General features: G+C 47.4%; 12 protein-coding genes. 10 read left to right on the top strand and 2 right to left on the bottom strand.

Translation table 11 applies throughout. From position 1 onward, the window contains the following. Positions 1–71 precede the first annotated feature (71 nt). Positions 72–539 (bottom strand): hypothetical protein, encoded by a 468-nt coding sequence (locus PQI28_RS01425; RefSeq protein ID WP_339962367.1) that lies wholly within the window; start codon positions 537–539, stop codon positions 72–74. A 172-nt stretch (positions 540–711) separates the two neighbouring features. Here PQI28_RS01425 and PQI28_RS01420 point away from each other — a divergent pair, with 172 nt between their 5' ends. The 4 genes from PQI28_RS01420 (at position 712) to PQI28_RS01405 (ending at position 7188) form a co-directional block, all read left to right on the top strand. Further along, complete coding sequence (locus tag PQI28_RS01420; RefSeq protein WP_015881276.1) at positions 712–990, top strand: YlaN family protein; 279 nt, start codon at positions 712–714, stop codon at positions 988–990. Positions 991–1076: 86 nt separating this feature from the next. Next, positions 1077–2312 carry an FtsW/RodA/SpoVE family cell cycle protein gene (locus PQI28_RS01415; protein ID WP_214783962.1) on the top strand — a complete coding sequence of 412 codons (1236 nt, stop codon included), beginning with the start codon at positions 1077–1079 and terminating at the stop codon, positions 2310–2312. Positions 2313–2347: 35 nt separating this feature from the next. Continuing rightward, entirely contained in the window at positions 2348–5782 is a 3435-nt protein-coding gene (locus tag PQI28_RS01410; RefSeq protein ID WP_214783958.1) for a pyruvate carboxylase, read from the top strand. A gap of 53 nt (positions 5783–5835) precedes the next feature. Further along, positions 5836–7188 (top strand): cryptochrome/photolyase family protein, encoded by a 1353-nt coding sequence (locus PQI28_RS01405; protein WP_339962366.1) that lies wholly within the window; start codon positions 5836–5838, stop codon positions 7186–7188. A 33-nt stretch (positions 7189–7221) separates the two neighbouring features. On the opposite strand, the gene PQI28_RS01400 is transcribed toward PQI28_RS01405, so the two are convergent. Further along, positions 7222–8127, bottom strand: coding sequence for a COX15/CtaA family protein (locus PQI28_RS01400; protein WP_074034943.1), 906 nt, complete (start codon positions 8125–8127; stop codon positions 7222–7224). Positions 8128–8460: 333 nt separating this feature from the next. On the opposite strand from PQI28_RS01400, the gene cyoE reads away from it, so the two are divergent. The 6 genes from cyoE to PQI28_RS01370 all read left to right on the top strand — a co-directional run bounded on the left by cyoE (position 8461) and on the right by PQI28_RS01370 (position 14382). Beyond that, a complete protein-coding gene (gene cyoE, locus PQI28_RS01395) occupies positions 8461–9384 on the top strand; it encodes a heme o synthase (RefSeq protein WP_224860586.1) in 924 nt (307 codons plus the stop codon). Positions 9385–9481: 97 nt separating this feature from the next. Continuing rightward, complete coding sequence (gene coxB / locus PQI28_RS01390; RefSeq protein WP_074035327.1) at positions 9482–10459, top strand: cytochrome c oxidase subunit II; 978 nt, start codon at positions 9482–9484, stop codon at positions 10457–10459. Positions 10460–10497: 38 nt separating this feature from the next. Further along, positions 10498–12366 (top strand): cytochrome c oxidase subunit I, encoded by a 1869-nt coding sequence (gene ctaD / locus PQI28_RS01385; protein ID WP_214875821.1) that lies wholly within the window; start codon positions 10498–10500, stop codon positions 12364–12366. Then, positions 12367–12993 (top strand): cytochrome (ubi)quinol oxidase subunit III, encoded by a 627-nt coding sequence (locus PQI28_RS01380; RefSeq protein WP_214875353.1) that lies wholly within the window; start codon positions 12367–12369, stop codon positions 12991–12993. Between the two features lies 1 nt (position 12994). Then, complete coding sequence (locus tag PQI28_RS01375; protein ID WP_214691743.1) at positions 12995–13324, top strand: cytochrome C oxidase subunit IV family protein; 330 nt, start codon at positions 12995–12997, stop codon at positions 13322–13324. 134 nt (positions 13325–13458) lie between these two features. After that, positions 13459–14382: a cytochrome c oxidase assembly protein gene (locus tag PQI28_RS01370; protein WP_214691744.1), complete on the top strand. Its 924-nt coding sequence runs from the start codon at positions 13459–13461 to the stop codon at positions 14380–14382. Positions 14383–14405: the final 23 nt, after the last annotated feature.

Genomic DNA, 14405 nt, shown 5'->3' with positions numbered 1-14405 from the left:
TCGTAGTCAATACACTACATATTACACTTTATGAACTAAAAAGTCCAAAAAATGAGAAGGAAAGTTCCTTCTCATTGATTGCTCAGCACAGTGATGTGATTCACTTGGCGGATGACCTGATCTTCATATAATACATAGACGGGTCCGTCAGCAAGTACTTTCCCATCTTTTGAAAATTGTAAGTACACGCGCGATGCTTCACTAAGCGACAGCGTCAACACCGTTTCTCCGTAAAAACGGACATGAGTGGCCAAATCAACCGGTTCGGCATTGTTCAAAAACGGTGCGAGCGGCATCGCGAACGAATCGCGCAAAGCTGCGTCTTTATCTTGACGAGACATCGGCTTATTGTGGTCGATTCTTGTTCCTTGTGATAGACCATCGTCCCATGCTTTCCCCATTTTCGCATAGTAGGCCTCACGGTCATTCTCGGTCACCGAGTCCAATTCTTCAATCTTTCGTTTTCGGTCGTCAAAAATCCATACGGTCGGATCGATCGTCAAACTGTGACGAACCGCTCCGTCTAGTGGAAAAATCATGCTTACATCCCCCTTTATACACATTACACGTTTCATTATAGCGCTCTTTCTCGTAAAATGGAAAAGAGGAAGAATGTCGCAATCATCCATACTGTACATTGAATTATGATGAAAGATAATGTACAGTTGAGTTATGACAAACAGTCTGTCATCGTACGGAGGAGGGGTCGTAGTGGCGACAAATTTGGCTGCAATCCAACGGGAGCAAGCGCTTCAGTTACTCGAGGCGGATGCTGAAAAAATCCGTTGTCTGATTGAAGTGCAGTTAGAAAACCTAAAAATGCCGAAGTGCCCGCTTTATGAAGAGGTGCTTGATACACATATGTTTGGACTATCGCGCCAAATTGATTTTGCGGTTCGTCTTGGACTCATTTCAGACATTGAAGGTAAAGGACTGCTCGATTCATTGGAACAAAAGTTGTCTGCCTTGGCAGAAGCTTCAGAATTATGAACCTTATACTCAAACTGTGCAAGTGGCGCTGTTTGAGTATTTTTTTATAAAGGTTGTCGGATTGTTTTACATAAGGAAGTGAATACATGAAAACACGGTTTCGGTATTTTGATTTTGCGTTGTTTTTGTCAGTGCTCTTACTCGTCGGGATCAGTTCGATCATGATTTACAGTGCGAGCGTTTGGAATCGTGGGGACTATGCGAATAGCAGCTTGTTCTATCGCCAGCTCGTCTACGTAGGAATCGGGATCTTTGTCTACTTGATTGCGACGCTGTTCCGCTATGAGATGTTTCGGAAGAAAGGCATTCGTCTCAGTCTCTATGCGGTCTCTGTCATCTTGCTATTTGTTACATGGGCGATGCCACCATTGAACGGGGCACGGGCTTGGCTCATCATCGGCGGATTTACTATTCAACCGGTCGAGATTGCCAAATTCGTTCTCATCATACTGCTTGCGAACTATTACCACGAGCTATGGAATAATGAGTTAAAAGGATTACCGGGACGTCTCGCTCGGGCTGCCATCGTGAAAAAAGGGTGGCGCGCTCAAATTGGTGCCTTCTTCTTAGTACCAGTTCTCTTTTACTTCTCATTCTACGCCATCGCCATCAATGGGCAACCAGACATGGGGGGATTATTCGTCCTCGGATCAATCATGCTTCTCATGTGGTTCGGAGTCGGGGCGCCACTTCGAATCATGATTCCAGGGATTTTAGCCGGGGTCGGTGCTGTGTTCTTATTGTTCACGACAATCTTCTCAGAGAATCAACGGAGCCGGATTGAGGTCGTGTTCAACCCGTTCATGGACCCGGAAGGTTACGGTCATCAGTTGCTCATGTCGATCATCTCAATCGTACATGGTGGATTGACGGGTGTCGGGCTCGGGAACAGTTTTCAAAAGTATGGGTATTTACCAGAACCTGAAACCGACTATATTATGTCGATCATTGCTGAAGAGTTAGGGTTCTTCGGTGTGCTGACGGTTTTGGTACTGCTCTTCTTCATCGCGTTTCGCGCGATTCATATTGCCAATCATGCAGATAGTCATTTTGCGATGTTCGTCTCGTTTGGGATTGCATCACAAATCATCATTCAAACAGCCATTAATATCGGTGCGATGTCTGGTTGGTTCCCGGGGACAGGGGTGACCTTGCCGCTGGTCAGTTATGGGGGAACATCGCTGATCATGATGATGGGTGTTCTCGGGGTACTTAGTAGTATCTCGATGCGTAACCGTCATCGAGAAGCGACACGACGAGAAGAAATTCGGGTGAAGTCCGAAGAGAACGTTCAACGTTCATCGCTTCATGTGGTCAGGTAAGAAACATTTAAATTTTATCAACGGGGGGATTTCTTTTGAAACCAATTAAAAAGTTACTTGTTGCAAACCGTGGGGAGATTGCCATTCGCGTATTTCGAGCGGCAACTGAGTTAGGCATTCGGACTGTAGCCGTCTATTCGCAAGAAGATAGCGGTTCATTACATCGCTTTAAAGCCGATGAAGCCTACTTGGTAGGACTCGATAAGAAGCCGATTGATGCGTACCTCGATATCGAAGGTGTCATTCGTATCGCCAAGGAGTCAGGTAGTGACGCGATTCACCCGGGATATGGTTTCCTTTCAGAAAACATTGACCTCGCACGACGTTGCCGTGAAGAGGGCATCATCTTTGTAGGTCCACACGAGTCGCACTTGCATGCGTTCGGGGACAAAGTGCGGGCACGTCAGAGTGCGATTGCTGCAGGTCTTCCTGTCATCCCAGGCTCGAACGGTCCGCTCACATCGTATGAAGATGCAGAAGCGTTTGCGAACGAACACGGCTTCCCACTCATGGTCAAAGCATCTATGGGTGGCGGAGGACGCGGGATGCGTGTCATCCGTACAGAAGCGGAAATGAAAGATTTGATTGAACGTGCGAAATCGGAAGCAAAACAAGCATTTGGTTCTGATGAAGTGTACATAGAGAAATTAGTCGAACGTCCGAAGCACATCGAGGTTCAAATTCTCGGAGATGAGCACGGTCACATCGTTCACTTGTTCGAGCGTGACTGTTCAGTGCAGCGCCGACATCAAAAGGTCGTCGAAGTGGCACCGTGTGTGACATTATCCGAAGAATCACGTCAAGCGATTTGTGATGCGGCGGTTCAACTTATGCGTCACGTCGGATACGTCAACGCCGGTACAGTTGAATTTTTAGTGACAGAAGATGAATCATTCTACTTCATCGAAGTAAACCCACGCGTCCAAGTTGAGCATACGATCACAGAGATGGTCACAGGGTTTGATATCGTCCAAACGCAATTGATGATTGCACAGGGAGAATCGCTTCACGGTGATATGATTCAAATGCCTAAGCAAGAGGACATTAAGCTTCTCGGTTATGCGATTCAATCACGCGTCACGTCAGAAGACCCAGGGAACAACTTCATGCCGGATACAGGGAAAATCATGGCATACCGTTCTCCAGGTGGTTTTGGTGTCCGTCTTGACGGCGGAAACGCGTACGTCGGTGCAGAAATTTCACCGTACTACGACTCGCTTCTCGTAAAACTGTCGACACACGGCATGACATTCGAACAAGCCGCCTCGAAAATGGTCCGAAACTTGAACGAGTTCCGGATTCGTGGAATCAAGACGAACATCCCGTTCTTGATTAACGTCATGAAACATCCGAACTTCATCAATGGGGACTACAACACGTCATTCATCGATGAGACACCAGAACTGTTCGTCTTCCCGAAACGAAAAGACCGTGGGACGAAGTTGTTGAACTATATCGGCGATGTGACAGTGAACGGATTCCCAGGAGTCGGTCTGAAAGACAAACCGATCAGCCGCTCGGTACGTATCCCGCAAGACCTACCGACGGAAGCAAAACCGGGAACGAAACAAATCTTGACGGAACTCGGTCCAGACGGCCTGGCTGACTGGATCAAGCGTCAACCGGAACTGTTATTGACGGATACGACGATGCGAGATGCGCACCAGTCATTGCTCGCGACGCGCATGCGGACGCAAGACATTCTCAATATCGCAGAGCCGACAAGCAAACTGATGCCAGAATTGTTCTCTGTCGAGGCGTGGGGTGGGGCGACGTTCGATGTCGCATACCGCTTCTTGTCCGAAGACCCATGGGTACGTCTCATGAAGCTTCGTGAGAAGATGCCGAACGTCTTGATTCAAATGTTGCTTCGCGGCGCGAACGCGGTCGGGTATAAAAACTATGCCGACAACGTCATTGAGAAGTTTGTGCATGAAGCGGCGTATGCAGGAGTCGACGTATTCCGAATCTTCGACAGTCTTAACAACTTAGAGTCGATTCAATTGGCAATTGATGCGACGCTACCGACAGGAAAAGTAGCGGAGGCGGCAATTTGTTATACAGGTGACTTGTATGACGGCAACCGGCCGAAATACCATCTTCCGTACTACATTGACCTTGCGAAGAAACTTGAGGCGAGTGGTGCGCATATTCTAGCCATTAAAGATATGGCCGGCTTATTGAAACCGGAATCTGCCTATGCGCTCGTGTCAGCATTGAAAGATGCGGTCGATTTACCGATTCACTTGCATACACACGATGCTTCAGGTAACGGAATCTTCACTTACGCACGTGCGACGGATGCTGGTGTCGATATCGTCGACGTTGCCGCAAGTTCGATGTCAGGGATGACATCGCAACCTTCAGGTGGAAGTTTAGTCTACGCGCTCAACCACCACGAACGTCAACCGAAGATTGACCCGAAACAATACGAAGTGATCAGTGATTACTGGCAAGACGTGCGCCACAACTACGAACCGTTCGAAAGTGATATGCGCGCACCGCATCCGTCTGTATACGAACACGAGATGCCAGGTGGTCAATATTCGAACCTTCAGCAACAAGCGAAAGCAGTCGGGCTTGGAGACCGTTGGGGAGAAGTGAAGGCGATGTATGCCCGTGTCAACATGTTGTTCGGTGATATCGTCAAGGTCACCCCTTCTTCGAAAGTCGTCGGTGATATGGCGCTCTTCATGGTGCAGCACAACTTGACAGAAGAGGATGTGATGACGCGTGGCCATCAACTCGACTTCCCAGACTCGGTCGTCGAGATGATGCGCGGCGAGTTAGGTACACCTCCTGGCGGTTTCCCGAAAGATGTCCAACAAGTCATCTTAAAAGGGGAGGAGCCACTGAACGTTCGTCCTGGTAAACTAATCAAGCCATATGACTTTGAATCAGCACGCCAAGAGTTGTTCGAGAAGTTTGAGCGACCGGTCACAGACTTTGAGCTTCTTGCCCACGCGCTCTATCCAAAAGTATACGAAGACTATGTCAAACATACGACGACGTACGGTGACGTATCCGTCCTCGACACGTTGACGTTCTTCTACGGATTAAACGTCGGTGAGACGATTCAAGTTGAGATCGAGACAGGGAAGACGTTGATCATCAAGCTCGTACAAGTGAGTGCGGCAAACGAAGATGGCATTCGTCTCGTCTCTTATGAAATGAACGGCGTACCGCGTGAGATCGAGATTAAAGACGTGAACGTCAAATCCGCGACAACGAGTCGTCCGAAAGTGGACCGTTCGAACCCGAAACAAGTCGGTGCCTCAATGCCGGGCTCTGTTTTGAAAGTGTTAGTCGAACCGGGAAGCCGTGTTCATCGTGGAGAGCAGCTGCTCGTCACGGAAGCGATGAAGATGGAAACGACGATTCAGGCAGCACAAGATGGCGAAATCAAAGCCATCCATATTAAAGAAGGCGACACAATACAAAGTGACGACTTGTTGATTGAATTTGTATAATCAAAAGAAGCATAGTTCGCTATGCTTCTTTTTCGTAGATGGGAGTGGGAATGATGAAACGAGTATGTTGGTTTCGATCGGATTTTAGATTGACCGATAATCATATGCTTCACCGGGCGCTGAACGATATGGAAGAGGGGGATGACCTCACTTTCGTCTTTTGGCTAAACCCGAAATATTGTGACCCGTTCGAAGTCCGTCACGATTATTTCTTCTCGACGATGCGAACGTTTATGGATGATTTGGAAACAAAAGGGTTGGGGCTTCGAGTGCTCGTCGCGGAAACGGAGAAGGATTTCGTGGAACAGCTCGGGGAGATAGATGTGCTTTATTTCAATGCAGAGTATGTGGAACCGTTCAAACAGCGAGACGACCGTGTCATCGAGGCACTTGGTGACGACGTAAAAGTCGTTCGACTTCTAGACCGGCACCTGTTTCATCCCGATGCGTTCAGTACGAAAAGTGGAGACCCGTATAAAGTGTTCACGCCGTTCAAAAAAGCGGCTTATGCTGAGCAACCGCCGAAACCGTACGATGTCGATATCGATCGTTTAAGAGATTTCATCAGCTCGAAAAACGAGCAGCCGAGTGAACTGAAAGACTTGTTCAAACGCTGTGAGCGAGAGTGGAAAGGGTTAGGGGAGACCGAGGCGAAGAAACGGTTGACGCGGTTCGTCAATGATCGGATGGTCGATTATGATGAAAAGCGTGACATCCCGAGTATTGCCGGGACGAGCCGATTATCCCCATACTTACGGACCGGTGTGTTATCGATTCGTACGATTACCGAGCAGGTGCTGGCCACCAAAAAATCTAAAGGACGCGACACGTATTACGACGAACTATTGTGGCGCGAATTTTATTATATGGTGATGGCGAAGTTCAAAGGATTGAAAGATCAACCGTTCAATGACAAATACAAATCGCTCGAATGGGAAGATGATGAGGAGCAGTTCGAAAAGTGGTGTAACGGGGAGACGGGTTATCCAATCGTCGATGCGGCGATGCGTCAATTGAACGAGACCGGATGGATGCACAACCGCCTACGCATGATTGTCGCATCTTTCTTGACGAAACACCTTCTTCTAGATTGGCGGAAAGGGGAACGGTATTTTGAACGAAAGTTGATTGATTACGAGCCCTCTTCGAATATCGGGGGTTGGCAATGGGCCGCCTCGGTCGGGACGGACGCGGTTCCGTATTTCCGTATCTTCAATCCGACGACGCAATCTGAACGGTTTGACTCAGATGGGACGTTCATCCGGAATTATGTGCCTGAGCTGAAACATGTGACAGACAAATCGATTCATTTTCCGGACCCGTCAGAGCGAGACAATTATGCGATGCCACTCGTCGACCATAAAGAAGCGAGAGAGCGTGCCCTCGAACGATTTAAGGAATTGTAAACAAAAAAGCGCCGCGGCGCTTTTTTTACTTACTTATCCGTTCATGTCTTTCAATTGTGAATCACTTTGTCGGTCCGTCGAACGGTACGCGTGGTAAGCGAGATAGGACAGGATGCCGAAGTAACAAGTGATCAAGAAGGCATGGAGGAGCGGCACATATGTGGCATGCCCGCCGAGTACGATCCATGCGCCAGTCCCGACTTGAAGAAGAATGAAGAAAAGGGACGCCATCATGCCGCGTTCGATTAATCGATTCATCTCTTTTCGAGCAAGATAGAGGACATACAATGTGTACAAGACAAGTAGTCCAGCCATCACACGGTGACCCATTTGAACATAAGACTCAAACGTCCACACTTCTTGTTCACAAATCGGCCAACCGACACAAGCGTATGTAGCACCGAGGTGACGGACATAGGCTCCTGTGTACACGACAACCATCGTGTAAATCGAAAGACCGTAAAGATGAGATCTCAACCGTTTGGATACAACTTTATGCTCCCGGTCACCTTCGAATAATAGAATCGTCAAAATGAGTAGCGATGCAAACGAGACGAGAGAAATCCCGAAGTGAAGGGCCAAGATGGCATCTGATTGTTGCCAAATAACCGCCCCTGCTCCGATGATCGATTGGATGAGCATAAAGATAAATGCAAGAAACGCAAAGATTTTTACATCGACACGATGTTTGACCGCGATGAACGTCCAAATGGCGAGTGCGATGATCAAGAGACCTTCGATTCCCGAGACGACGCGGTGACTGTACTCGATCATCGTCTCAACACTTGGATTGGTCGGAATCAACTTACCGTGACAGAGTGGCCAGTCTGTTCCACAACCATCCCCTGAGTCTGTCTTCGTCACGGTTCCACCCATGATGAGGACAAGCATCATTCCGAGGGTGACAAACCCTGAGAAAAACGCGAGTTTTTTATGCATGCAATACCACCTGCTTCTAATCAAAATCCGTTAAAAATGTACCTTGTTTATTTATATTTTTTTCGCCATACTTATTATACGGCTTTCCGTTCAAAAAACGAAATGGAAAAGCTTGCAATCGTTATCAAAAACGTTATTCTAATATTAGTAAGGCACATAAGGTGTGACAAATATCACACTATTGACACAAAAAACTCGCTATTTTACAAGCATAAAGGGCGTATTTTATAAAAAAATATGGTATCTTTGTAGAGAGTTAAGTGTATTTTGTTCATATTGTGTTTTTTCTGTGAAGAGAATGCGAGGATTTCGTGATTATGTGGGGGGGTCAGTATGACAAAAGTCAACCCAGGAATGACTGTAGATGTAGAATATACAGAGTCAACGTCATTCCGAGATTACGTCGCCTTAGCGAAAATGGGAATCGTTCGTGCCAACTTGATGTTGGTGTTTGCAGGTTTCTTCGTGGCAGCGACGTATCAGAGCGATACGCCAGTCCTTTATTTGTTTGAAGTTTGGCCACAGCTCTTATTAACGATGTTAGGAAGCGCACTCGTGATTTCGGGGAGTTGTTACCTAAACAACTTTGTGGACCGAGATATCGATTACTTAATGGATCGTACGGACAATCGACCGAGTGTAAACGGCAAGATTTCAGGGGAGAAGATTTTACTCCTCGGATTGACACAACTTGCGTTAGGAACTCTGTTATTGCTCCTTGTATCGTACGTCGCCGCTGTATTCGGTTTAATCGGGGCATTTTTTTATGTCGTGATTTATACGATGTGGCTGAAGCGTACGAGTACGCTCAATACGGTCGTCGGTAGTATTTCAGGAGCCGTTCCACCGCTCATCGGTTGGGCAGCGCTCGACCCAGCACTTCATATCGATGCGTGGCTCATGTTTCTTGTCATGTTCTTATGGCAACCACCTCACTTCCTAGCGCTCGCTATGCGACGCACAGAAGAGTATCGAGCGGCAGGCATTCCGATGCTTCCGGTCGTGAACGGATTTGCCATCACAAAACGGCAAATCATCTGGTGGATTGCGACGCTGATTCCGGCATCGCTCTTATTTATGCACTATGGTCTTGTTTACTTGACAGTCGCAGCCGGTTTAGGGGGCTACTGGTTGTATCTCGGATTGAAAGGATTCAATGCCGAGGACGAAATTAAGTGGGCAAACAAAATGTTCTTCTATTCATTAATTTATTTAGTCGTGTGGATTATCGCGCTGATTTTGACAGCACTCTGGTGATCGCACTCACTATATAGAAAACCATTACACATCATTTTGGGAGAAAGTGGGGATTGTTGTGAAATCATTTAAGAAGCTTCTGTTTGGCATCGTCCCGATGATGATGTTCGCAGTCCTGTTGTCAGGTTGCGGTCAAGAGGGATTGTCTGCATTGAAGCCGATGGGAGAAGGCGCTGAGCTTCAGCTCCGCATCATTCTCATCAGTTTGGCGATCATGCTCTTCGTACTCATCATCGTATCGGTCATTTACGTGTACGTGCTCATGAAGTTCCGTCGGAAAGATGAATCGATTCCGAAGCAAGTTGAAGGTAGCAGTACACTTGAGATGATTTGGACAGTCGTTCCGATTATCCTTCTCATCATTCTCGCTGTTCCGACAATCACAACGACTGTCGAACTCGCGAAAGCGAAAGAAGCGAAAAAAGAAGAAGAAATCAACGTTACAGCAAACTTGTACTGGTGGGAATTTGAATATCCAGAAGCAGGTGTTGTGACAGGTCAAGAACTCGTCATCCCAGTTGGAAAACGAGTCGGCATCAACTTGACATCAAAAGATGTCATTCACTCATTCTGGGTACCAGCTTTATCTGGTAAAACAGATACGAACCCAGGACTTGATAACGAAATGTGGTTACATGCAAATGAACCAGGTACTTACTACGGGAAATGTGCAGAGCTTTGCGGTCCGTCACATGCCCTTATGGACTTTAAAGTCATCGCGCTCGAGCAAGAAGAATATGATCAATGGCTCGCTGACATGAAAGCCAAGCAAGATGAGAACGGTGAGAAACTCGTCGCAGACAACACGAACTTGACGACAGGTGAAGAAGTGTATGTTCAAAGCTGCTTGAGCTGTCACGGCGGCGGTAAAGTTGCACCAAGTTTAACGAACTTCGGCGATCGCGAATGGCTCGCAGGTTACCTCGAAAACAACGAGGACAACTTGAAAGAGTGGATTCGTAACCCGCAAGATAAGAAACAAGGGGCTCTCATGCCAGGTTTCAATGAAGGTCAAATCAGCAACGAAGAATTAGACGCACTCGTTGACTTCTTGTATGAGCAGAAGATTGACTAACGGGAAAAGGGGGATTTCACGTGGCACAGACCACTGCAATGCAGCAATCGCGTAAATACAATGGCATCATGGATTGGATTACGACGGTTGACCACAAAAAAATCGGTATTTTGTATTTGTTCTCAGGAATCTTCTTCCTCCTTCTCGGTGGAATTGAAGCATTACTGATTCGTTGGCAACTTGTTAAACCAATGAACGATTTCGTCAGCGGTGAAACGTTTAACCAATTAATTACGATGCACGGGACGACGATGATCTTCCTAGCGGCGATGCCGATGCTATTCGGTTTCATGAACGCCGTCGTACCACTTCAAATCGGGGCACGCGACGTCGCGTTCCCATTCATTAACTCATTAGGTTTTTGGTTGTTCTTCTTCGGTGGAGTCATGCTTAACTTGAGCTGGTTCTTCGGAGCAGCACCGAACGCAGGGTGGACAGCTTACGCTCCACTTTCGACACAACCGGAAGCAACAGGGGTAGACTTCTACGCCCTCGGTCTTCAGATTTCAGGTTTCGGTTCATTGATGGCCGGGATTAACTTCCTCGTCACCATCTTGAACATGCGTGCGCCAGGTATGAAGCTCATGCGCATGCCGCTCTTCACATGGACGACTTTCGTTGCATCGGCATTGATCGTCTTCGCATTCCCGCCACTTACGGTCGGATTGTTCATGTTGATGTTCGAGCGACTCTTTGGAGCCGCATACTTCGACCCAGCACTTGGTGGGAACGTTGTCATCTGGGAACACCTTTTCTGGATCTTCGGTCACCCGGAAGTATACATTTTGATTTTACCGGCATTCGGTATTTTCTCGGAAATCATTCCAACATTTGCGCGTAAACGCCTCTTCGGTTACACGACGATGGTCTTCGCGACAATGCTTATCGGTTTCCTTGGATTCATGGTTTGGGTTCACCACATGTTCACAGTCGGTCTCGGTCCAGTTGCGAACTCAATCTTCGCTGTTGCGACGATGGCGATCGCCGTACCGACCGGTGTTAAAATCTTTAACTGGCTCTTCACTCTGTGGGGCGGTCAAATTAAATTCAACGTGGCGATGCTTTACTCAGTCGCGTTCATTCCTTCATTCCTCGTTGGTGGGATGACAGGGGTTATGCTTTCAGTTGCACCAGCTGACTACCAGTACCACGACAGCTACTTTGTTGTCGCTCACTTCCACTACGTTATCGTAGGTGGGGTTGTATATGGTCTCTTCGCAGGTCTTTACTACTGGTTCCCACTCATGTTCGGTAAAGCCCTTTCTGAAAAGCTTGGATACTGGCAGTTCTGGTTGTTCTTTATCGGGTTCCACTTGACGTTCTTCCCGCAACATTTCCTCGGATTGTTCGGTATGCCACGTCGAGTCTTCACATACCTCGGTGGTCAAGGTTGGGATACACTTAACATGCTTTCGACAGCCGGAGCATTCTTCATGGGTGTATCAACGATTATCTTGCTCATCGCTGTCGTGAAAGCATTCTTGTCAAAAGAACGCGTCAAACCAGATCACTGGGGAGACGGACGTACGCTTGAGTGGACACTTCCTGTTCCGACTCCGGAGTACAACTTTGCACAAACGCCACTCGTTAAAGGACTTGATACGTTCTGGCTCGAGAAAATGGCAGGAAACAAACGCGTGTCAGTCGCTGAAGAAGTTTCGGACATCCACATGCCGAACAACTCGCTCATTCCGTTCTTCATGTCACTCGGCCTCTTTATCGCAGGACTTGGAGCAATCTTCCACTTGGATAACGCAGTCGTCGGTTGGTCATTGATTGGATTTGGATTAGCGATGACGTTCGTCTCGATGTTCCTACGTTCTTGGATTGACGATCACGGCTACTACATTCCGAAGTCACAAGTCGAAGCAGACTTGAAAGCGATTCGTGAGAAAGGAGAACAATAAATGGCACATGCAGTTGAAAAACACCCAGTGACCGGTATCCCGGCCAATCCAGAGAAAGCAACGCTGGAAGGGAAAAATAAATATGTGGCCTTCTGGTTCTTCCTTGGTGGAGAGACAGTCCTCTTCGCCTCGCTCTTTGGAACGTACGTTGGTCTCTTGAACTCTGGTGCGCCAGAGGAGTTACGCTCGTATAACATTTTTGAAATGGAGCTCGTCTTCATCATGACGATGCTCCTCCTCACAAGTTCACTGACAAGTGTACTTGCGATGATGAGTATGAAAGCAAACAATCCAGGGCGTATGAAGCTTTGGTTGATTGTGACGCTCCTTCTTGGTGCAGGATTCCTTGGTGCTGAGATTTACGAGTTCATTCACTACTACCACATCGGTCACACGTTCACGTCGAGCGCATTCGGTTCAGCCTTCTACACGTTGGTCGGCTTCCACGGCGCGCACGTTACGTTCGGTCTCCTTTGGATCACGACACTCTTGATTCGCAACTGGAACCGTCCGATCGATGTGTACAACGCACCGAAGTTTTATGTATCAAGTCTTTACTGGCACTTCATCGATGTTGTTTGGGTCTTCATCTTCTCAATCGTCTACCTCTTAGGGATGGTGAACTAATATGGAAAAACGAGCAATGAACGAATCGCACAAACAATTAGAGCTTGAAGTAAAAGCAGAATCGAAGCGCGAGTATCAACTTCAGTTGATCAGCTTCGCCATGATGATTTTACTCACGTTCGTGGCGTTCGGTGCCGTCTATGCGGAACTGATGCCAGTCTGGGCAGCAGGTGGTTTCTTAATCATCTTGGCGGTCATTCAAGTCTTCCTACAGTTGTATATTTTCATGCATATGAATAACCGTGGGAACACATGGATCGTCGGTATGATGTGGTTAGGCATCTTCGTCGCCATCATCACGGTCGCGGCACTACGCTTACTCATTTGGTAATTGTGACAAAGGATTGAACATCTGTGGAAACACGGATGATTCGGTCCTTTTTCCTTTACTTCAAAAATGAATGAATAGTAATCTTGAAGTGAACGGTTTCAAAGGTTAGGGAGAGAAAGAAAAGGGGTGAACGGATGCTCTGGAATACGTCGGAGCTGCTCAATCAATTTGATTGGCTCACGTTATGGAGTCCGCTGTTCGGATTGCTCATGGTCGGGATTTATGTGTTATACGCCGTCGTGACAGAGAGAATGGCGAAGCGAGGATATGCCTCGACCACGTTATTACAAAAGTTTAGTATGTTGTTTGCGATTGTCTTGTATTATATCGGTTTCGGAAGTCCAATCGATGTGTTGGCACATATCATTTTATCGGTGCATATGTTCCAAATGGTGCTCGTCTATATTTTGGCACCGGCACTCGTCGTTTATGGTCTACCGTACTGGGTGTTTGAAAAAGTACTTAGCTTCAAATTCATTGGGCCAACGTTTAAGTTTTTAACAAAGCCACTCATCGCGCTCATTTTATTCAACGCATTGTTCTCGATTTATCACATGCCGGTCGTATTTGACTATGTCTTGACGAACTATGGCGTACACCGCATCTTCCATGGTGCATTAGTCGTCTTTAGTTTGACGATGTGGTACCCGGTCATCGTTCCGCTCGTGACGGACGAAGAAGAAGGCATGTCCGACTTAAAACGAATGGTGTATATCATCGCCAACGGAGTGTTGTTAACACCAGCCTGTGCGCTCATCATCTTCAGTCAAACGACGCTATATAACGCGTATACGGACCCGGAGACGTTCGCTAGGGTACTTGGATACTGTCTACCGAATGGTGACGTGTCGGGGATTAACTTAGAGGCGCTCATGGGAGCGACGAACAGTGCGCTCGAAGATCAGCGATTCGGTGGCGTCTTGATGAAACTCGGTCAAGAAATCGTCTACGGCTTCTTCTTCGGCTGGACGTTCTTCGGTTGGGTCCGTCGCACGAAATCTCTTGCGCTGGATGAAGGCATGTCATTCACTCCGCAAGAAACAAACGAGAAAAATTAAACAGAACAAAAGGGGAAACATTG

Source organism: Exiguobacterium sp. USCH10 (assembly GCF_037619445.1).
Taxonomy (GTDB): Bacteria; Bacillota; Bacilli; order Exiguobacteriales; family Exiguobacteriaceae; genus Exiguobacterium; species Exiguobacterium aestuarii_A.
Note: the sequence above shows the minus strand (reverse complement) of the source record. Positions and strands in the feature narration are given on the sequence as shown.

Bases quoted from the DNA above. Each gene is read 5' to 3' on its own strand.
- PQI28_RS01425 (WP_339962367.1), bottom strand. From the start codon at position 539: ATGATTTTTCCACTAGACGGAGCGGTTCGTCACAGTTTGACGATCGAT.
- PQI28_RS01415 (WP_214783962.1), top strand. From the start codon at position 1,077: ATGAAAACACGGTTTCGGTATTTTGATTTTGCGTTGTTTTTGTCAGTG.
- PQI28_RS01405 (WP_339962366.1), top strand. From the start codon at position 5,836: ATGAAACGAGTATGTTGGTTTCGATCGGATTTTAGATTGACCGATAAT.
- PQI28_RS01400 (WP_074034943.1), bottom strand. From the start codon at position 8,127: ATGCATAAAAAACTCGCGTTTTTCTCAGGGTTTGTCACCCTCGGAATG.
- cyoE (WP_224860586.1), top strand. From the start codon at position 8,461: ATGACAAAAGTCAACCCAGGAATGACTGTAGATGTAGAATATACAGAG.
- coxB (WP_074035327.1), top strand. From the start codon at position 9,482: ATGATGATGTTCGCAGTCCTGTTGTCAGGTTGCGGTCAAGAGGGATTG.
- ctaD (WP_214875821.1), top strand. From the start codon at position 10,498: ATGCAGCAATCGCGTAAATACAATGGCATCATGGATTGGATTACGACG.
- PQI28_RS01380 (WP_214875353.1), top strand. From the start codon at position 12,367: ATGGCACATGCAGTTGAAAAACACCCAGTGACCGGTATCCCGGCCAAT.
- PQI28_RS01375 (WP_214691743.1), top strand. From the start codon at position 12,995: ATGGAAAAACGAGCAATGAACGAATCGCACAAACAATTAGAGCTTGAA.
- PQI28_RS01370 (WP_214691744.1), top strand. From the start codon at position 13,459: ATGCTCTGGAATACGTCGGAGCTGCTCAATCAATTTGATTGGCTCACG.